The sequence below is a fragment of the Stutzerimonas frequens genome, from assembly GCF_024448335.1.
GTDB classification, from domain to species: Bacteria; Pseudomonadota; Gammaproteobacteria; order Pseudomonadales; family Pseudomonadaceae; genus Stutzerimonas; species Stutzerimonas frequens.
In genome coordinates, this window is sequence record NZ_JAMOHM010000008.1 from 160,517 (window position 1) to 179,661 (window position 19,145).

The following is a 19,145-nucleotide window of genomic DNA, read 5'->3' on the forward strand; positions in this document are numbered from 1 at the left end:
CGTGGTGGCGTGGGGCTTGCTCTAGGCTTAGCTAACTCAAAGCAATTCCAAGAAATACACACAAGCTACCATACGTATGAGTATCAATGGAGCGAGTTCAAAAATATCACTTTGGACCGGCCTAAGAAAATAATTTGCATTGAGGTACCTTGGGTTAGCCCGCGCTCAAATGAATATGTGGATTGGCCGTTCTATATTTTCTCGGACAAACGCAACTTCGAGAAACACGCCAATCTCATCCGAGAACGGCTGAAAGAGCTCCCACTAAAAGAAGAGAACGTTTCAGTGCTGGAATTCTAAGCTTCGGAATAAAAGGCTGTTTTTGCTTTCTTCACGAAGCACTCAATAACTCCCTGGGTGCGAGAACTGCCTTGGCTAATCGGGTTGCTACCGAAAAGCCACTTCTCACGGCAACTCCAACCCACCCCCAGCCTTATGCAACCCGCGCAGTCGCTCGCCTATCTGCGCCAGGTTCACTTCGATCGCTTCGAGTTCCTCCCGCCGCTCATCGCCCAACAGCACCCGGACTTCCTGGTCCAGCTCTTCGCTCAGCTGATTCAGGCGCAGTTGGCGTTGTTCGCTTTCGCGTTCCAGGCGGGTCCATTCGCTGGGTTGTGGCAGGCCGTAGCCGTCGCCGTCGAGCAGTTCGGCCGGGCGGCTGAGGTAGCCGCTGCTGGCGAGGATTTCCTGCAGCGCGCCGTCAGCCCTATTCAGGCTGGCGTCGCGGCCGCGGCCGCCGAGGTAGCGGTTCTTCAGTTCATCCTGGGCGAGCAGCAGTTGACGGCGCAGGGCGGCCTGCTCGACCAGCAGCAGGGCGGCAGCGGCACGGAGGTCGGCGCGGTCGATCCACTGTTGGCGCTCGACGGCGTCGAGTTCCAGCCACTGTTCCACGCTGTCCTGCGGTAGACCGAGGCGCTCCTTGAGGATCGCGAACATGGCCTGGTAGCGGTCGCGGTAGGAGTCGAAGCGATAGCCCAGGCGCAGCGCTTCACGCGGATCGTCGAGCACGCTGGCGTCGGCCAGGCCGCGGTGGATCAGCATTTCCAGCAGCCCGTTGGGCATGATGCTGTCCAGTGCTACCAGATCGCTGCGCGCCGTGCCGCTGCGCAGCAGTTTCAAGGTTTCCACCGCGCAGTTGTTGGACAGGAAGTAGTAGTCGCCGTCGTAGCTCCAGTGCAGTTCGGCGCTGCGCTCGACCAGCTGGCGAATCTCTTCGGGGTGCAGTTTCAAGGGCACCGAGGCCAGCCCGCGCAGCTCCGCCTTGGTGTATTCGTCGATCACCTGGCCCAGCGGCAGAATGAACAGCCGCGAGGGGTACACGCCGGTGAGGCCGTCCCAGCTGGAGAGCTGCACGTCATCGACGAAGGCGCGGAAGGACAATACCAGATGGTGATCCAGATCCAGCCGGCAATCCGGACCGGGCTCGCGGTCGGGCGCGCAGATCACCAGGCGCAGCATGCTGTGGCCCCAGCGGCTGACCCAGGCATCGTTGGCTTCGGCAAATAGGTAGTCGACCTCGTAGACACGTGACGGATCGAGGCTCAGCAGGGGCGTGCGGCCGAACTCGCGGCCGGCGTTGAGGAAGGGGTAGCCCGGTGCGCAATCGACGGATTCCGGCGCCCAGCCAAAGTGTTCGTTGAAGTAGCGGTGCAGAGACGGGCGACGGCATGCGTAGCTGGGGTCGAGCAGGAAGTATTCGAGGTTCACCGCGACGAATTCCAGCGGGCTGGTCAGCTCGTACGGATCGGGACTGCGCGCTAGCTGCGCGTTGTCCTGTTCGCGCAGGCCGCGCTTGCCGACCCGTTGCGGCCAGCCGGCCAGATCGAGCAGGCGCGGGTCGTCGCTGAGGGTGAAGCGGCGGTCGGTCTGTCCGCGGCAGTCGTCCGGCAGGCCGACCTGCCCGAGATTGCTGGCGCGTTGACGGCACAGGCCCTGCGACAGGTGCTGATCCGGCGACCACAGGCGAGCGCGGTCGTAGAGATGCGCCACTTCATGAATGACGGTGGCGAGCAGCTCGCGGCGCACCGTGCCGTGGGGACGATTGTTCTTTTCCTCAGCAGCGCTGCCGTCGGTGAGCGCCGGCAGCAGGCGGCGGTTGAGTTCCAGGCGCTTGCCGCCGGCGCGGCCATAGGCCTGTTCCGGCAGATCATCGCGCCACTGCATGCGCACTTCGCGGTCGAGGCTCTGCACCAGGCGGGGTGGCAGTGCGGCCATTGCTTCGTCCAGCAGCGCCTGGCTGGCGGCGCGTTGCTCGGCGTCCAGCGTGCGTGAATCAAGCACCAGGCGCAGCTCGGCATGAGCCGCGATGCTGGCCAGGCTCAGGCCGCTCGCCAGCAGCCAGGCGCCGAGGCGGGTCACAGCGCGAGGATGGCTTCGGCCAGTTGCAGGTCGCTGGCGTTGCGCGCTGCGGGGAACTCGCTGCGCAGGGTGCCGATCGCCGCTTCCAGATGGGCACCGCGGATCTCGCCGGCGCTGGCGACGAAGCTGGCGGCGTCTTCGCGGGCCTCGACGACGACCTTCATGTCACTGATGCGGCTGGTCACGTCGGAGGTGAAGTTGATGCTGCGGTCCAGGGCACGCACGACGATGTTGCTGGTGGCCACGAGGGTCTGCGCCTGGGCTGTGCCCGCGGCGACGGCCAGTGCCAGCGGGGCGGCGAGCAATAGCTTGTTCATCGATGAATCTCTCACGGGTCTGGGCACCGGCAGGCGGTGCGGTTATTGGACGAGGATCGCTTCGGCCAGTTCCAGGTCGCTGGCGGCAAGCTCCGGGTGCTCCTGGCGCAGCCGCGCCATGGCTGCTTGCAGGCGAGCCGCGGTGAGCTGACCTTCGCTGGCGACGAAACCGGCCGCGTCTTCGCGGGCCTCGGCAATCAGCTTGTTGTCGAAGGGAGCGCTGGTCAGCTGGCTGCTGACATAGCTGGTCTGCACGACACCTGCGGTAGTGACATCGAAAGCCTGGGCGGTGCCAGCGGTGAGGCCGAGAAATAAGAGAGCGATTGAATACGAACGCATGCGGAACCTGTTGCCGGGAAAAACGGCGCCAAGGCTAGCGAAACGCTGGCTGTAGAGCCAGCGCTCGGTTGCTTCCGCAGGTTGCAGCAGCGCTTATGCTGCTGCATGCATCAGAGTGCCAGGATCGCCTGAGCCAGTTGCAGATCGCTGGCCTGCAACTGCGGCTGCTGGCTACGAATGTGGCGCAGCGCCGCTTCGAGATGGGCGCCGCGCAGATCGCCCTGGCTGGCAACGAAACGTGCCGCATCGTCGCGGGCATCGAGCACCAGCTTGTCGTCGCGCAGCGACGAGGTCAGGTCCGAGGTGGCATCGACAGTGTTGATTAGGCCGCCGACCACCATGTCGGTGGTAGCGGTGAAGCTGGCCGCGGACGCGCCGCCGCTCAGCAGCAAGCCCGCAGCGAAGATGGGAAGCAGGATTCGGGACATGGCAGATCTCCAGTGGTGAGGCTCTAGACCGCGCCATGGGTACGACGTTCCCGTCGCTACGGCCTTGTAGCAGGCAGCATAGGCTCGAATCGGCGAGCGCAGAAGAACGCCTCAGCGCCAGAACGGCTTGTCCAGCTCTGCCGAGCGCACGCTATGGCTGATGCCGACATCCGCCAGCTGGCGGTCGTCGAGCTGCGCCAGTTGCTGGCGGGTACGGTAGTTGCGTTGCCAGCGCTGCAATACTTGCAGCAGCTGTAGCCAGTTGCGCCGGGCGCGCGTGGCGACATATGGACGAGATAGCGTGCGGTCCATGCTGCGCTCCTTCCCGGTGTGACCGGGTGCGGGTTATGGGAGAACAGGATCGCGCGCGTCAGGCAAGTGCAACAGCCACAGGGATTCTCGATTGTGCCGGTGCAGTTCCAGAATGGATGGAGCTGTATTGGTCGCGAATGCGCCAACTGTTTTCGCTGCGCTGCTTATCGGTCCGGTGCGCGTGCCAGAGCGCCTGGTGTGGTGCCGAACTGTTGACCGAATGCGGCGATGAACGCCGAGGTGGATTCGTAGCCGCACGCCAGGGCGACGTCGGTAACCGGCTGGCCCTGCTCCAGCAGAGGGAGCGCGCTGAGCAGGCGCAGACGCTGGCGCCAGGCGCGGAAGCTGAGGCCAGTGTCGCGCTGGAACTGGCGGGTCAGGGTTTTCTCAGAGACCTGCAGGCGCTCGCTCCATTGTTTCAGGCTGAGTGAAAGGTCGGGCTGCTCATAGAGCGCTTCGCACAGCTGACGGAGCCGCTCATCCCCGGGCCAGGGCAGGGAATAGCCGATTGCCGGTGCCGCCCGCAGCTGGTCCAGCAGCACCGCTGCCAGACGGCCGTCGGCACCTTGCTCGTCGTACTCCGCTGGCAGCGCGCCAAAGGCGCGGATCAGCTCGCGCAGCAGCGGGCTGACCGCGAGCACTTGGCAATGCTCGGGCGCCCAGGCCAAGGCGTGCTGGTCGATGTACAGGCTGCGCATCTCGGTTTGCGGCGAACTGATTACCTCATGCCGCAGGCCCGGCGGAATCAGGATGGCGCGCTGCGGCGGAGCGAGAAAGCGCCCGCGCTCGGTATGCACGCGCAGCACGCCGCTGATGGCGTAGGACAGCTGTGCCCACGGATGGCTGTGGCGCGGCGTGGTGGTCCGTTCGGGCAGGGATTCGCTGCGGGCGAAGAGCGGGCGCGGCAGTGCATCCATCGCTGGGATGCTGCGTTGCACGATGCCGCTTTGTCCTTTTCTCGACATTTGTCTGGCTTATGGCGTTAGTCGGATATCCAGGGCGACAGTAGACTCGCTGGCAACCTGCCGCAAGCCACACAATCAGGAGCGCCCATGGCCAGACCTCGCCTGTTACCGGACAACTTCACTCTGGCCCTGCTCGGTGCGGTGGCCATCGCCACGCTGTTGCCAGCGCGGGGGCAGGGCGTGGCGGTATTCGAGTGGATCACCAATCTGGCCATCGGCCTGCTGTTCTTCATGCACGGCGCCAAGCTGTCGGGCAGTGCGATCCTCGCTGGCATGGGGCATTGGCGCCTGCATCTGCTGGTGTTCAGCTGCACCTTCGTGCTGTTCCCGCTGCTCGGCCTGGCGCTGCGCCCGCTGCTGACGCCGATGATCGGCGCCGAGCTGTATCTGGGCATGCTCTACCTCTGCGCCTTGCCTGCCACGGTGCAGTCGGCGATCGCCTTCACATCGCTGGCGCGCGGCAATATCCCGGCGGCGGTGTGCAGCGCGGCGGCTTCGAGCCTGATTGGCATCTTCCTTACGCCGCTGCTGGTGCTGCTGCTGATGGGCGCCCAGGGCGAAGGCGGCTCGACGCTGGATGCCATCGGCAAGATCGTCGTGCAGCTGCTGCTGCCGTTCATTGCCGGGCAGATCGCGCGGCGCTGGATTGGCGACTGGGTGGCGCGCAACAAGGGCTGGCTGAAGAACGTCGACCAGAGCTCGATCCTGCTGGTGGTCTACACCGCCTTCAGCCACGCGGTGGTCGAGGGCATCTGGCAGCAGGTGCCGCTGCCGCAGCTGCTGGGGCTGGTGCTGGCCTGCTGTCTGCTGCTGGCGCTGGCCCTGCTGATCACCTGGCTGGTGGCGCGCTGGCTGGGCTTCGATCTGGAGGACCGCATCACCATTCTCTTCGCCGGCTCGAAGAAGAGCCTAGCCACCGGCATACCCATGGCGCAGGTGCTGTTCGCCGGCGGTGCGCTGGGTACGCTGATCCTGCCGCTGATGCTGTTCCACCAGATTCAGCTGATGGTGTGCGCGGTACTGGCGCAGCGTTATGCGTCGCGACCAGAAACAACTGCGGTGGCAAAAGCTGGCTGACGCTAAGCCCAATCAGCGACGGATTCGTGACTACAGCGCAAAGATGATTTGCCCGTTACGGTCTGGGAGCGGTGCGCAGGGGTGGCTAAGCTGCGCGCCATTCTGTTGCTGAGGCATTTCCATGAAGAAGATTCTGCTACTCAACGGCGGCAAGGCCTTCGCCCACTCGGCCGGCCAGTACAACGCCACACTGCATCAGGCAGCCATCGAAACCCTGACGGCGGCCGGCTTCGAAGTCCGCACCACCGAGATCGACGCCGGCTACGACGTGCAGCAGGAGGTCGAGAAGATTCTCTGGGCCGATGCGCTGATCTATCAGATGCCCGGCTGGTGGATGGGCGCACCCTGGACGGTGAAGAAGTACCTCGACGAGGTGTTCACCGCCGGCCACGGCAGCCTCTACGCCAATGACGGCCGCACCCGCTCGGACGCGTCGCAGAAGTACGGCAGCGGCGGTCTGCTGCAGGGCAAGCGCTACATGATTTCCGCGACCTGGAACGCGCCGCAGCAGGCTTTCGACGACCCCAGCGATTTTTTTGCCGGCAAGGGCGTGGACGCCGTCTACCTACCGTTCCACAAGGCCAACGAGTTTCTCGGCATGCAGGGCTTGCCGACCTTCCTCTGTGTCGATGTGATGAAACGGCCGCAGATCGAGGCGGATGTCGAACGCTATCGGCGGCACCTGGGCGAGGTGTTCGGCTTCAGCGTGTGACCTTCGACAGGCAAAGAAAAACCCCTCGCGGCGCGGGCCGGGAGGGGTTTTTCGTTTCAGCGCGAGGCGATCACTCCACGGCCTTGACCATATCCTCGACCACCTTCTTGGCGTCGCCGAAGACCATCATGGTCTTGTCCATGTAGAACAGTTCGTTGTCCAGGCCCGCATAGCCGCTGGCCATGGAGCGCTTGTTGACGATGACTGTCTTGGCCTTGTACGCCTCGAGGATCGGCATGCCGGCGATCGGCGACTTCGGATCGTTCTTCGCCGCCGGGTTGACCACGTCGTTGGCGCCGAGCACCAGCACCACGTCGGCCTGGCCGAACTCGGAGTTGATGTCCTCCATCTCGAAGACCTGCTCGTACGGCACCTCGGCTTCGGCCAGCAGCACGTTCATGTGCCCCGGCATGCGGCCGGCGACCGGGTGAATCGCGTACTTCACGGTCACGCCCATGTGCGTCAGCTTCTCGGCCAGTTCCATCAGCGCGTGCTGTGCGCGGGCCACCGCCAGGCCGTAACCAGGCACGATAATCACGGTGTCGGCGTTGGTCAGCAGGAAGGCGGCATCGTCGGCCGAACCGGACTTCACGTTGCGCTCCTGCTGCGCGCCCGCCGGGCCACCGGCATCGGCGTCGGCACCGAAGCCGCCGAGGATCACGTTGAAGAACGAGCGGTTCATCGCCTTGCACATGATGTACGAGAGGATCGCGCCGCTCGAGCCCACCAGCGAGCCGGCGATGATCAGCATCGAGTTGTTCAGCGAGAAGCCGATACCGGCGGCCGCCCAGCCCGAGTAGCTGTTGAGCATGGACACCACCACCGGCATGTCCGCACCGCCGATGGGGATGATGATCAGCACGCCGATGACGAAGGCCAGTGCCACCAGGATGGCGAAGGCGGTCAGGTTGCCGGTGAAGGTGTAGACCAGGCCCAGGCCGATGACCGCCAGGCCCACCGCCAGGTTGACCATGTGCTGGCCCTTGAACACCACCGGAGCGCCCTGGAACAGGCGGAACTTGTACTTGCCGGACAGCTTGCCGAAGGCGATCACCGAACCGGAGAAGGTGATGGCACCGATGGCTGCGCCGAGGAACAGCTCCAGGCGGTTACCCACCGGAATCGCGTAGCCGATCTGCTCGACGATGCCCAGCGACTGCGGTTCGACCACCGCGGCGATGGCGATGAACACCGCGGCCAGGCCGATCATGCTGTGCATGAAGGCGACCAGCTCGGGCATCTTGGTCATCTCGACGCGCTTGGCCATGACGGTGCCGACGCTGCCGCCGATCAGCAGACCGACAATCACGTAGCCGATGCCGGCGGTGGCCAGCTCGCTGCCGAGCTTGAAGATCAGGCCCACGGTGGTGAGCACCGCGATGCCCATGCCGATCATGCCGAACAGGTTGCCGCGGCGTGAGGTGGTGGGGTGGGAGAGGCCCTTCAGCGCCTGGATGAAGCACACCGAGGCGACCAGATAGAGCAGGGTGATCAGGTTCATGCTCATGGCTTACTTGCCCTCCGCCTTGGCCGCGCTGCGGTCCTTCTTCTTGAACATTTCCAGCATGCGACGGGTGACCAGGAAGCCCCCGAACACGTTGACCGCGGCCAGCGCCACGGCGAGCGTGCCCATGGCCTTGCCCAGCGGGGTAACGGTGAGCGCGGCGGCCAGCATGGCGCCGACAATGACGATTGCCGAGATCGCGTTGGTGACCGCCATCAGCGGCGTGTGCAGGGCCGGGGTGACGTTCCAGACCACGTGGTAGCCGACGTAGATCGCCAGCACGAAGATGATCAGGTTGTAGATGCCGTCCGAAATCAGGTCCATGTTCGCGTCTCCCTTAACCGTTGGTCCGCACGACCTGGCCGTCGCGGCACATCAGGCACGCGGCGACGATGTCGTCTTCGAGGTTGAGCTGGAACTGGCCGTCCTTGTCGATGACCAGCTTGAGAAAATCCAGCAGGTTGCGGGCGTACAGCGCCGAGGCGTCGGCCGGCACCAGCGTCGCCAGGTTGGCGTGACCGACGATGGTCACGCCGTGGCGCACCACCACCTGATCGATCTCGGTCAGCGGGCAGTTACCGCCATGCCCGGCCGCCAGGTCGACGATCACCGAGCCGGGCTTCATCTGCTCGACCGTGGCTTCCTGCAGCAGCGTCGGCGCCTTGCGGCCGGGGATCAGCGCGGTGGTGATGACGATGTCCGACTGCAGCGCGCGCTCGTGCACCGCCTGCGCCTGACGCGCCATCCACGAGGCCGGCATCGGCCGCGCATAGCCGCCGACGCCCTCGGCGCATTCGCGCTCCTCGTCGGTCTCCAGCGGCACGTCGACGAACTTGGCGCCGAGCGATTCGATCTGCTCCTTCACCGCCGGACGCACGTCCGACGCCTCGACCACCGCGCCCAGGCGCTTGGCCGTGGCGATGGCCTGCAGCCCGGCGACGCCGGCCCCGAGGATCAGCACGCGCGCGGCCTTCACCGTACCGGCGGCGGTCATCAGCATCGGCATGAAGCGCGGATAGTGATGGGCACCGACCAGCACCGCCTTGTAGCCGGCGATGTTGGCTTGCGACGAGAGCACGTCCAGGCTCTGCGCACGGGACGTACGCGGTGCGGCCTCCAGGGCGAAGGCGATGATGCCGCGGGCAGCCATGCGCGCGATGCAGTCGTTGTCGAACGGATTGAGCATGCCCAGCAGCACGCTGCCGGACTGCATCTGCGCCAGTTCGGCCTCGTCCGGCGCATTGACTTTCAGCACCAGCTCGGCGGCAAAGGCCGCGGCCGCATCGCCGATGGTTGCGCCGACCGCTTCATAGGCGCTGTCCGGCACGCTGGAAAGCAACCCGGCGCCGCTTTGCAGCGTCACCCGGTGCCCTTGGCCGATCAGTTTCTTGACGGTTTCCGGGGTCGCGGCGACGCGCGTCTCCCCGGAGTGGGTTTCGAGAGGAACACCGATGTGCATTGTTGTTGTTCTCCTGCGTGATCATGACCGGTACTGCGGCGAACCGCGCACCGACGTGCTTTTCACCCGCTCGCTGCTCTGGCGAACGGGGTGTGGAACAGGTGAAGCCAGCCGGGCGATGCGCAAAAACGGATCGCCCGGCGCGGCATTCTGCAAGCCTTGAAAAAATCAAACAACTGTTTCAATCAAACGATTGTATTTGACGCGCCGGTCGCAGGATGACTGCCTGTTTTCCGTGCTTCGCTGCAGATTGCGTCCTGTTTGGCTCTGCGTACGACCAATTCGTCCGCGCCAGGCACACGACACGGCCGCATCATGAATGACGCGCCATTGACGGGGTATTCGTCAGCGGTGCCAAGCATCTCCGACCTTGGTGTCGGGTTAAGTCGATATGCGGGAAAAACGCGCGCACGTTGAAATGTCATTCAATCCTTGTAGTCCAACTAGGCTGGTTGGACCCGATTGGAGTGTTTCGAACGCAGTGACGTCGGGTCGCTGCGTGTCGCTGGTGGAGCTGGACGATGCCCGAACTCGATGTAAACGAAGTCACCACGCTGCTCGAACAGCCGGCCCAGCGCCGCCTGCCGTTCGCCTTTGCGCGTCGGCACGGTGTGATCCTGCTGGAGCGTGGTGGCGAGCTGCGCCTCGGCCTGCGCGAGGGCGCCGCGCTGACCGCGGTACAGGAGGCGCAGCGGGTCGTTGGCATGCGTCTGCCGATGCAGTGGCTGGCCCAGGCGGATTTCGACCAGGCCCTCGGTGCGGCGTACCAGCATGATTCGTCGGCGGCGATGCTGATGGTCGAGGGGCTGGGCAACGACCTCGACCTGGCCAGCCTGGCCGACCAGATCCAGGAAACCGAGGACCTGCTGGAGCAGGAGGACGACGCGCCGATCATTCGTCTGATCAACGCGATCCTCGGCGAGGCGATTGCCGAGAACGCCTCGGATATCCATATCGAAACCTTCGAGAAGCGGCTGGTGATACGCTTTCGCGTCGACGGCATCCTCCGCGAAGTGGTGCAGCCCAAGCGCGAGCTGGCGGCGCTGCTGGTCTCGCGGATCAAGGTCATGGCCAAGCTGGACATCGCCGAGAAGCGCATCCCGCAGGACGGACGTATCTCGCTGCGGGTCGGCGGTCGCGAGGTGGACATCCGCGTTTCCACGCTGCCCTCGGCCAATGGCGAGCGGGTAGTACTGCGTCTGCTGGACAAGCAGGCCGGGCGCCTGACCCTGCGTCATCTCGGCATGAACGAGCAGGACCGCCGCCAGCTGGAGCAGGCGGTGAAGAAGCCCCACGGCATCATCCTGGTCACCGGCCCAACCGGTTCAGGCAAGACCACCACGCTCTATGCCGCGCTGACGACCCTCAACGACCGTACGCGCAACATCCTCACCGTCGAGGATCCCATCGAGTACCACCTCGAAGGCATCGGCCAGACCCAGGTCAACACCAAGGTCGACATGACCTTCGCCCGCGGCCTGCGTGCCATCCTGCGTCAGGACCCGGACGTGGTGATGGTCGGCGAGATCCGCGACCAGGAAACCGCCGACATGGCCGTGCAGGCCTCGCTCACCGGCCACCTGGTGCTCTCCACGCTGCACACCAACAGCGCCATTGGCGCCGTCACGCGCCTGGTGGACATGGGCGTCGAGCCGTTTCTGATCTCCTCGTCGCTGCTCGGCGTGCTGGCCCAGCGCCTCGTGCGGGTGCTGTGTAATGACTGCAAACGCGCCTACATCGCCGATGCCGCCGAGTGCGAGCTGCTCGGCGTCAGTCCGGCCGAGGCGCCGACGCTGTACCACGCCGAAGGCTGCGAGCAATGCCGTGGCCTCGGCTACCGCGGGCGTACCGGCATCTATGAGCTGGTGCTGTTCGACGACACCCTGCGCACCATGGTGCACACCCGCGCCAGCGAGCAGGACATGCTGCGCCATGCCCGTGAGCTGGGCCCGAGTATCCGCGAGGACGGGCTGCGCAAGGTGCGCGAGGGGGTGACCACCATCGAGGAAGTGTTGAGGGTGACGCGTGATGAGTGAGGGGATGAGGTTGATTCCGACGCGCCTGCAGAGGCATCCGCAGCCTGACCGACATCGCATGGTGGTGCCATTCGCGGCTGCTCCCTCGGCTGTGGGGTATCTGTGTAGAGGCGCTCTCGACCGCGGATCGCCGCTGTTGGAGACCGCCTGATGGCTGCCTTCGAATACCTCGCCCTCGACCCACGCGGCCGCGAGCAGAAGGGGCTGATCGAGGCCGACAGCCCGCGTCAGGCGCGGCAGTTGCTGCGCGAGAAGCAGTGGGCGCCGCTGGAGGTGAAGCAGGCCAAGTCCAAGGAAGACGTCAGCCGTGGCGGCCTGAGTTTCGGCCGCGGCCTGTCGGCGCGTGATCTGGCATTGGTCACCCGGCAGCTGGCGACGCTGGTACAGGCTGCGCTGCCGATCGAGGAAGCCTTGCGCGCGGCAGCGGCGCAGTCCACCTCGGCGAAGATCAAATCGATGCTGCTGGCCGTGCGTGCGCGCGTGATGGAAGGCCACAGCCTGGCCGCGGCGCTGCGCGAATATCCGTCGGCCTTTCCCGAGCTCTATCGCGCCACCGTGGCGGCCGGCGAACATGCCGGCCATCTCGGGCTGGTGCTCGACCAGCTGGCCGACTACACCGACCAGCGTCAGCAATCGCGGCAGAAGATCCAGCTGGCGCTGCTCTATCCGGTGATCCTGATGGTCGCCTCGCTGGCCATCGTCGTGCTGTTGCTCGGCTACGTGGTGCCGGACGTGGTCAAGGTATTCGTCAACACCGGTCAGGAACTGCCGGCGCTGACCCGCGGGCTGATCGCCACCAGCGACGTGGTGAAGAACTGGGGCTGGCTGATCGTGCTCGGCATCGTCGCCGCCTTGATGGCCATGCGTGCGGCATTGCGCGACCCGGCGCTGCGCCTGCGCTGGCATGCGTTCATTCTGCGGATACCGCTGATCGGTCGGCTGAGCCGGGCGACCAATACGGCGCGCTTCGCCTCGACCCTGGCGATCCTCACCAAGAGCGGCGTGCCGCTGGTGGAAGCGCTGTCCATCGCTGCCGCGGTGATCGCCAATCTGCGCATCCGCGAGCGGGTGGTGGAGGCGGCGCAGAAAGTGCGCGAAGGCAGCAGCCTGACCCGCGCGCTGGATGCCACCGGGGAATTCCCGCCGATGATGCTGCACATGATAGCCAGCGGGGAGAAATCCGGTGAACTGGATCAGATGCTGGCGCGAACCGCGCGCAATCAGGAGAACGACCTTGCTGCCCAGGTGTCTCTGCTGGTCGGCCTGTTCGAACCGTTCATGCTGGTGTTCATGGGGGCGGTGGTGCTGGTCATCGTGCTGGCCATCCTGATGCCGATCCTCTCTCTCAACCAACTGGTGGGGTAACGACAATGAAGTTGCAACGACGTACGCAAGGGGGCTTCACCCTCATCGAGATCATGGTGGTGGTGGTCATCCTCGGCATCCTCGCCGCACTGGTGGTGCCGCAGGTGATGAGCCGCCCGGACCAGGCCAAGGTCACCGTGGCCAAGGGCGATATCAAGGCGATCGCCGCGGCGCTGGACATGTACAAGCTGGACAATTTCGCCTATCCGAGCACCCAGCAGGGTCTGGAGGCGCTGGTGAAGAAGCCTTCGGGTAGCCCGCAACCGAAGAACTGGAACCGCGACGGCTATCTCAAGCGCCTGCCCAAGGACCCTTGGGGCAACGACTACCAGTACCTGTCGCCGGGCACCCAGGGCCAGTTCGACCTCTATTCCTTCGGCGCCGACGGCAAGCCGGGCGGCAGCGATCTGAACGCCGACATCGGTAACTGGGACCTGTAATCGATGCGGCAACGCGCCCGCGCCTTCACGCTGATCGAGCTGCTGGTGGTGATCGTTCTGCTGGGCATTCTGGTCAGCGTGGCGGTGCTCAGCGTCGGAGGCTCGAGCACCTCGCGCGAGCTGCGTGACGAGGCGCGGCGGCTGGCGGCGCTGATCGGCGTGCTCAGCGACGAGGCGGTGCTCGACAGTCGTGAATACGGCCTGCTGGTCAGCAGCGAGGGCTATCGAGTACTGCGTTACGACGAGGCGGCCACGCGCTGGCTGGAAGTCGAGCGGCGCAAGGTGCACAAGGTGCCGGAATGGATGCGCCTGGACCTGGAACTGGATGGCACGCCGCTGGAACTGCTGGCCCCGATCCGGCGCGAAGATGATCGCGCCGGGTTGTCCGGCGAAGGCGAGCGCACCGAGCGCCGCGCGCCGCGGCTGGAGCCGCAGTTGCTGATTCTCTCCAGTGGCGAGTTGTCGCCATTCAGCCTGCGTCTGTCCGAGCGCAAGTCGGGCGGCGACGCCTGGTTGATCGCCAGCGACGGCTTCCGCCTGCCCGAGGCCGAGCCGCTCGGAGACAGGCGATGAGAGCATCTCTGGCCAGGGCCGGCCGCGGTTTCACCCTGCTGGAAGTGCTGGTGGCGCTGGCGATCTTCGCCAGCGTTTCGGCCGTGGTGCTCACCGCGGCCGGGCGCAGCCTGACCAACGCCGGGCGCCTGGAAGAGCTGACCCTGGCCGGCTGGATCGCCGACAACCGCATCAGCGAACTGCAGTTGCAGCAGACCCCGCCTGCCATTGGCCGCGAGACCCAGGAGCTGGAATACGGCGGTCGCCAGTGGCAGACCCTCAGTGAAATCGAGGCCAGCGCCGATCCGGGCCTGCTGCGGGTGACCGTCTGGGTGGCGCTGCAGGCATCGCGTGGCCGCAGCGACCCGCTACCCGAGCGCGCGGTTACCAGCCTCACCGGCTTCATCGGTGTCGGCCCGGGAGCAGCGCGCCAATGAACGCTCACGCGCGCACCAGCGCCGGTTTCACCCTGCTCGAACTGCTGATCGCCATCGCTCTGTTCGCGCTGCTGGGCCTCGGCACCTATCGCATGCTCGAAGCGGTGCTGCAGAGCGACGAGGCGGTGCGTGCCCAGGAACTGCAGCTGCGTGAGCTGAGCCGGGCGGTGTGGGCGTTCGAACGTGACCTGCAGCAGGTGGTCGGGCGGCCGATTCGCGACGGTTTCGGCGACGAACGCAACGCCTTTATCGGCCAGTTGGGTGGTGAGGATGGCGCGCCGGTGTTGGAGTTGACCCGCGCCGGCTGGCGCAATCCCACCGGGCTGCGCCGCGCCAATCTGCAGCGGGTGCGCTGGCGTCTGGCCGGCGATAACCTCGAGCGCGTCTACTGGGTGGTGCTCGACCGCGACATCGACAGCGAGCCGCGCGTGCAACGCGTGCTGGACAATGTCCAGGGCCTGCAGCTGCGCTACCTCGACGAGGACACCGTGTGGCACGAAGAGTGGCCGCCGTTCGATTTCGGCCGCGGTAGCCCGGAGAACGCCGCCGAACGCCTGCCGATCGCCCTGGAATTGAATATCGAGCACGCCCGCTACGGCCGCATCACCCGTCTGCTGCGCCTGCCCGATGCCGCCGAACAGACGATGCAGCAGGGGCTGCCCGGCGCCGAGGGCGTACCCGAGCCGTTCGAAGGAGAGCTGCCGCAATGAGTCGTCAGCGCGGTGTGGCACTGATCACCGTGCTGCTGGTGGTGGCCATCGTCACCGTGGTCAGCGGGGCAATGGTGGCGCGCCAGCAGCTGAGCATCCGCGCCACCAGCAACCAGCTGCAGGCGCGTCAGGCCTGGCACTACGCCCTGGGCGGCGAGGCGCTGGCGCAGGCGATACTGGCCCGCGACCTGAAGGGCGGCGAGCCTGGCGCCGCCGCGATCGATCATCTGCTCGAGCCCTGGGCGCAGCCGCTGCCGGCGTTCGAGATCGATCAGGGCGAGATCCTCGTGCGTATCGAGGATCTCGCCGGACGCTTCAACCTCAACGACCTGCTGCGCGACCAGCAGCCCAACCCCGCCGCGGTCGAGCAATTCCGCCGGTTGCTGCTGCGTCTTCAGATCAGCGCGCCCTATGCCGAGCGCCTGCTCGACTGGATCGATCCCGACCAGCAGCCCAGTGGCGAGCTGGGTGCCGAAGACAACGCCTATCTCGGCCTCGATACGCCCTATCGCAGCGCCGGTCGCCGCTTGCATGATCTGTCCGAGCTGCGCCTGCTGCTGGACATGCGCGAAGAGGATTTCCAGCGGCTGGCACCCTACGTCGTCGCGCTGCCGCCGAACGTGCCGTTGAACGTCAACACGGCCAGCGCGATGGTGCTCTCCAGCCTGAGCGACAACCTCAGCCTCGGCGCGGCCGAGTCGCTGGTGGAGCTGCGCCGCGCCGTGCCGTTTCGCAACAGCGCGGCGTTTCTCGCGCAGCCGGCGCTGGCCGGAACTACGCTGCAGGGCACTGCGCTGGCGGTTGGCAGTCAATTCTTCCAGGCCACCAGCGAAGTGCGCCTGGGCGACCGCCGGCTGGCGCTGGTCAGCCTGTTGCAACGCGAGCAGGACGGCAGCGTCCGTGTGCTCGCGCGAAATCTCGGTCAGCCTGCCCGGCAGACCCTCCCATCCGACGGAGAACGCTAGACCATGGATTGCCTGTTTCTGCCCGCCGATTGCCCGGCCCGGCTCGACGCCGAGACCCGCGTCTACTGGCTGCCAAAGGAAGAGCCCGGCCGCTGGCAGCCCCTGGCCGACTGCAGCGGTGGCAGTGGCGCGATCAGCCTGATCCTGCCGGCCGAAGTCTGCAGCTTCTTCGCGATCAGCCTGCCGACCCGCAAGGCGCGCTGGATGCAGCAGGCGCTGGCCTACGCCGCCGAGGAGCTGCTTGCCGAAAACGTCGATGATCTGCACCTGGCCCTGGGCGAGACGCTGCCGGATGGCCGCCAGCGCGTCGTGGCGATCCGCCGCCAGCTGCTGGCCGGCTGGCTGGAGCAGTTGCGCGAACTGGGGCTGCTGATCGTGGCGATCCATGTCGACGCCGACCTGTTGCCGCGCGAGGCGACGCAGCTGCTGTTCATTGGCGAGCGCGGCCTGCTCGGTGGCGAGGGCGAGACCCGGCTGGCCTTCGCCGGCGCGGACTGGCCGCAGCTCGCCACGCTCTGCCCGGCACCCTGGCACGCACAGGGCAACGTGGCCGAGCCGCCGCTGGCACTGGACGACTATCGCCAGCTGGACGACCCCTATGCCTTTCTCGCCGCGCAGCGCGCGGCGGCGATCAACCTTGCCCAAGGCGACTTCGCCGTGGAGGTCGGCAATACCGGCCTCGGATACTGGAAACCGCTGTTCGCCGTCGCCGGCCTGATCCTGCTGGTGCAGCTGGGCTTCAACCTGAGCCAGGCCTGGTACTTCCAGCGCCAGGGCGACGCCTACGCCGAGGCCAGCCTGGCGCTGTATCGCGAGCTGTTTCCCGAGGACACCCGCATCGTCAACATGCGCGCGCAGTTCGATGATCACCTGGCGCGCGGCAGCGGAGGGCAGGCCGGCTTTCTGCGTCTGCTCGATCATGCCGCCGCGGCCCTGGAGGACGGCATTCCGGTGACCATCGGCCAGCTCGATTACAACCAGGACCGTGGCGACCTGGCGTTGCAGGTGCAGGCCATGGACTTCCCGACGCTGGAGACCCTGCGCCGGCGCCTGGATGAAACCGGTCAGAGCGTACAGCTGGGCTCGGCCAGCCGCGAAGGCGACGGCGTCAGTGCTCGCGTGGTGATCGGAGGCTGATGATGAATCTCAAACAACAGCTGGCCGTGCGCCTCGCCGACTCGCCGCTGTGGCAGCGCTGGCAACGTCTGGCACCGCGTGAACGCACCTCGTTGAGCCTGCTCGGGGCCTTTCTTTTCGCCGTACTGTTCTACCTCTGGCTGTGGCTGCCGGCCCAGCGTCAGGCTGCCGAGGCGCGCGAGTACTATCAGGCACAGCGTGAACTGCATGCCTACATGGAGCAGAACACCGAACTGGCGCGGCAGATGGAGCGCAGCAACCAGGTCGAGCTGGCGACGGAGCAGTTGCAGGGTGTGATCACCGAGAGCGCGCAGCAGGGCAATCTGCGGATCGAAAGTTTCGACAACAGCAGCGATGGCGGCCTGCAGGTGAGCCTGCCCGGCGCGTCCTATGCGCTGCTCTTGCGTTGGTTCGATGCGCTGCAGGGACAAGGCGTCAGCGTTGTCGAGGTCAGCCTGGAGCGTGCCGGAGATGGTCTGGTCAACGCCCGGGTGACTTTTCGCGCCGGTAGTTGAAACGCAGCGACCGCGTGCCGTCGGGCTGGCGGCTATACGCGCAACCCGGCAGCGCCGACAGGCGTCAGTGTGGCGAATTGAACTGCATGGCCAGTGCCCGCAGTGCGGCCTCCGCGGCGAGCACCTTGGCCACCGCGTCGTCGGCTCGCTCGCGGCTGATGCCGAGGCGATCGAACAGCTGCTGCGGCACCTCGGTGTCCGGCCCGCTGCCGATGCCGCGGTTGCGCAGCATGCGCACCGCCAGGCAGACCAGGTTCGGATAGGCCGCATCGTCGCCGTCATAGCCCGGATCGTTCTGGAAACGCAGGGCGGCCGCCAGTTCCTCGGGCATGCCCCACAGACGCATCAGCCAGGCACCGATCTGCTCGCGGGTGATACCCAGCAGGTGCTGCTCGACGTGGCTGTGCGACAGGTGCGGGTTGGCTTCCAGATGCCGGCAGATCAGCGAAAAATGCGGCGGGAAGACATGCGCCAGTACCAGATAGCCGAAGTTGTGCAGCAGCCCGGCGAGGTAGCTCAGGCCCGGCTCCGGGCGTTGCTCGCGGGGGATGGCGCGGGTCAGTCCCTCGATCACCGCGGCTGTGTAGATCGCCTGCTGCCAGTAGGGCGTGGCGTCCTGCGGCTTGTCGTTCGGCAGGCTGATGGTCTTGCCCAGGGCCAGACCGAGAGCCAGGTTGATCACCAGATCGAAACCGAGCACGCGGACGATGGCGTCTTCCACCGAGCGGATGCGTCCGGGTGCGGCGTAGTAGGGCGAGGCCGCCCAGCTGATCACCTGCGCCGCCAGTGCCGGGTCGGTTTCCACCACGCCGGTGATGTCGTCGACGGTGGCCTCGGGGTTGACCCGCAGCTTGATGATCTTCTGCGCCGTATGCGGCAGCGGCGGAATCTCGATGGTCTCTTCCAGGCGCTTCTGGATGCGCCGCGCGGTGAAGCTCTGCACCGCCTGGCTGATCTCCGCGCGGTCGTCGTGCGGGCGGTCCAGGTTCGGCCGGATGCTGCTCAGCGGCACGGCGAAGTTGCCGGCGCTGGCCTTGCTCAGCATGCGCTTGAAGTCGCTGCTGCTGACCTCCACCAGCATACCGAGCTGGCCGGACTCCAGCAGTAGCCTTGGTTGCTGCAGCAGGCGCTCTTCGTACAGGCAGGGCGAGCTGGTCAGCGAGGGTACGCCGGGCAAGCGGCTCAGCTGGTGTTTGGCGAGCATGCGCGCCAGCCGCTCTGGTTTGACCGCAGCGAGTTCCCGGCCGGTGAGTTCGGCCAGGCGTGCCAGATCGAGCAGATGGTCCTGCGGGAACAACACCAGCATCGCGCCGATGCTGTCGTCCAGCAGCACCGCCTGCACCCGCTGCGCAGCGGGAAAATTGGGGCGATCGCGCTGGATCTGGTAACTCACACCGAGGTCTTTCAACAGCTTGGTGATCAGGAGGGGCAGTTCGGAGCAGCTTTCGGTGTCGACAGCAGAATTCATGAGCGGACCCGTTGTAGTGACCTGCCGGAGTATAGCGAAGCCGTCAGCC

Annotated in this window: 21 protein-coding genes; 11 read left to right on the forward strand and 10 right to left on the reverse strand. The window is 65.9% G+C overall.

Going from position 1 to position 19,145, the window contains the following annotated elements; translation table 11 throughout:
• Window positions 1-405 precede the first annotated feature (405 nt).
• From NAO55_RS13150 to NAO55_RS13175, 6 genes are all read right to left on the reverse strand, one after another.
• Window positions 406-2,358: a DUF7844 domain-containing protein gene (locus NAO55_RS13150; RefSeq protein ID WP_102839222.1), complete on the reverse strand. Its 1,953-nt coding sequence runs from the start codon at window positions 2,356-2,358 to the stop codon at window positions 406-408.
• The gene (locus NAO55_RS13155; protein ID WP_017245875.1) at window positions 2,355-2,675 is read right to left on the reverse strand and encodes a DUF2388 domain-containing protein; all 321 of its coding nucleotides are present in this window, start codon (window positions 2,673-2,675) and stop codon (window positions 2,355-2,357) included. Before NAO55_RS13155 ends, NAO55_RS13150 begins: the two co-directional genes overlap by 4 nt.
• A 42-nt stretch (window positions 2,676-2,717) precedes the next feature.
• Window positions 2,718-3,014: a DUF2388 domain-containing protein gene (locus NAO55_RS13160; RefSeq protein ID WP_102839223.1), complete on the reverse strand. Its 297-nt coding sequence runs from the start codon at window positions 3,012-3,014 to the stop codon at window positions 2,718-2,720.
• A gap of 110 nt (window positions 3,015-3,124) precedes the next feature.
• Window positions 3,125-3,442 carry a DUF2388 domain-containing protein gene (locus NAO55_RS13165; protein WP_102839224.1) on the reverse strand — a complete coding sequence of 106 codons (318 nt, stop codon included), beginning with the start codon at window positions 3,440-3,442 and terminating at the stop codon, window positions 3,125-3,127.
• A gap of 111 nt (window positions 3,443-3,553) precedes the next feature.
• Window positions 3,554-3,754 (reverse strand): DUF1127 domain-containing protein, encoded by a 201-nt coding sequence (locus tag NAO55_RS13170; protein ID WP_102839225.1) that lies wholly within the window; start codon window positions 3,752-3,754, stop codon window positions 3,554-3,556.
• 164 nt (window positions 3,755-3,918) lie between these two features.
• Window positions 3,919-4,719, reverse strand: a complete 801-nt coding sequence (locus NAO55_RS13175; protein WP_180981609.1) for an AraC family transcriptional regulator — start codon at window positions 4,717-4,719, stop codon at window positions 3,919-3,921.
• Window positions 4,720-4,806: 87 nt separating this feature from the next.
• On the opposite strand from NAO55_RS13175, the gene NAO55_RS13180 reads away from it, so the two are divergent.
• Window positions 4,807-5,796 (forward strand): bile acid:sodium symporter family protein, encoded by a 990-nt coding sequence (locus NAO55_RS13180; RefSeq protein WP_102839227.1) that lies wholly within the window; start codon window positions 4,807-4,809, stop codon window positions 5,794-5,796.
• A 121-nt stretch (window positions 5,797-5,917) separates the two neighbouring features.
• The gene (mdaB, locus tag NAO55_RS13185) at window positions 5,918-6,508 is read left to right on the forward strand and encodes an NADPH:quinone oxidoreductase MdaB (protein ID WP_102839228.1); all 591 of its coding nucleotides are present in this window, start codon (window positions 5,918-5,920) and stop codon (window positions 6,506-6,508) included.
• Window positions 6,509-6,578: 70 nt separating this feature from the next.
• Here the strand turns inward: mdaB and NAO55_RS13190 are convergent, their stop codons facing one another.
• From NAO55_RS13190 to NAO55_RS13200, 3 genes are read right to left on the reverse strand one after another with little or no spacing between them, the layout of a single operon-like run.
• Window positions 6,579-8,015: an NAD(P)(+) transhydrogenase (Re/Si-specific) subunit beta gene (locus NAO55_RS13190; RefSeq protein WP_102839229.1), complete on the reverse strand. Its 1,437-nt coding sequence runs from the start codon at window positions 8,013-8,015 to the stop codon at window positions 6,579-6,581.
• Between the two features lie 3 nt (window positions 8,016-8,018).
• Window positions 8,019-8,336 (reverse strand): NAD(P) transhydrogenase subunit alpha part 2, encoded by a 318-nt coding sequence (locus tag NAO55_RS13195; protein ID WP_003284152.1) that lies wholly within the window; start codon window positions 8,334-8,336, stop codon window positions 8,019-8,021.
• 13 nt (window positions 8,337-8,349) lie between these two features.
• Entirely contained in the window at window positions 8,350-9,471 is a 1,122-nt protein-coding gene (locus tag NAO55_RS13200) for a Re/Si-specific NAD(P)(+) transhydrogenase subunit alpha (protein ID WP_102839230.1), read from the reverse strand.
• Between the two features lie 521 nt (window positions 9,472-9,992).
• Between NAO55_RS13200 and gspE the strand changes: the two genes are divergently transcribed.
• The 9 genes from gspE (at window position 9,993) to NAO55_RS13245 (ending at window position 17,628) form a co-directional block, all read left to right on the forward strand.
• The gene (gene gspE / locus NAO55_RS13205) at window positions 9,993-11,507 is read left to right on the forward strand and encodes a type II secretion system ATPase GspE (protein WP_102839231.1); all 1,515 of its coding nucleotides are present in this window, start codon (window positions 9,993-9,995) and stop codon (window positions 11,505-11,507) included.
• Between the two features lie 150 nt (window positions 11,508-11,657).
• On the forward strand, window positions 11,658-12,872 hold the full coding sequence (xcpS, locus tag NAO55_RS13210; protein WP_102839232.1) for a GspF family T2SS innner membrane protein variant XcpS: 1,215 nt from the start codon (window positions 11,658-11,660) through the stop codon (window positions 12,870-12,872).
• A gap of 5 nt (window positions 12,873-12,877) precedes the next feature.
• Window positions 12,878-13,312, forward strand: a complete 435-nt coding sequence (gene gspG / locus NAO55_RS13215; RefSeq protein WP_102839233.1) for a type II secretion system major pseudopilin GspG — start codon at window positions 12,878-12,880, stop codon at window positions 13,310-13,312.
• 3 nt (window positions 13,313-13,315) lie between these two features.
• The gene (gspH, locus tag NAO55_RS13220; RefSeq protein ID WP_102839234.1) at window positions 13,316-13,885 is read left to right on the forward strand and encodes a type II secretion system minor pseudopilin GspH; all 570 of its coding nucleotides are present in this window, start codon (window positions 13,316-13,318) and stop codon (window positions 13,883-13,885) included.
• Entirely contained in the window at window positions 13,882-14,301 is a 420-nt protein-coding gene (gspI, locus tag NAO55_RS13225; protein WP_102839235.1) for a type II secretion system minor pseudopilin GspI, read from the forward strand. Before gspH ends, gspI begins: the two co-directional genes overlap by 4 nt.
• The gene (gene gspJ, locus NAO55_RS13230; protein ID WP_102839236.1) at window positions 14,298-15,011 is read left to right on the forward strand and encodes a type II secretion system minor pseudopilin GspJ; all 714 of its coding nucleotides are present in this window, start codon (window positions 14,298-14,300) and stop codon (window positions 15,009-15,011) included. Before gspI ends, gspJ begins: the two co-directional genes overlap by 4 nt.
• Window positions 15,008-15,976: a type II secretion system minor pseudopilin GspK gene (gene gspK, locus NAO55_RS13235; RefSeq protein WP_102839237.1), complete on the forward strand. Its 969-nt coding sequence runs from the start codon at window positions 15,008-15,010 to the stop codon at window positions 15,974-15,976. The genes gspJ and gspK overlap by 4 nt, the downstream gene beginning before the upstream one ends.
• Before the next feature lie 3 nt (window positions 15,977-15,979).
• A complete protein-coding gene (gspL, locus tag NAO55_RS13240) occupies window positions 15,980-17,113 on the forward strand; it encodes a type II secretion system protein GspL (protein ID WP_102839238.1) in 1,134 nt (377 codons plus the stop codon).
• Complete coding sequence (locus NAO55_RS13245; RefSeq protein ID WP_102839239.1) at window positions 17,113-17,628, forward strand: type II secretion system protein M; 516 nt, start codon at window positions 17,113-17,115, stop codon at window positions 17,626-17,628. The genes gspL and NAO55_RS13245 overlap by 1 nt, the downstream gene beginning before the upstream one ends.
• Window positions 17,629-17,692: 64 nt before the next feature.
• Here NAO55_RS13245 and NAO55_RS13250 read toward each other — a convergent pair whose 3' ends face one another.
• A complete protein-coding gene (locus tag NAO55_RS13250; RefSeq protein ID WP_102839240.1) occupies window positions 17,693-19,096 on the reverse strand; it encodes an aminoacyl-tRNA deacylase and HDOD domain-containing protein in 1,404 nt (467 codons plus the stop codon).
• Window positions 19,097-19,145: the final 49 nt, after the last annotated feature.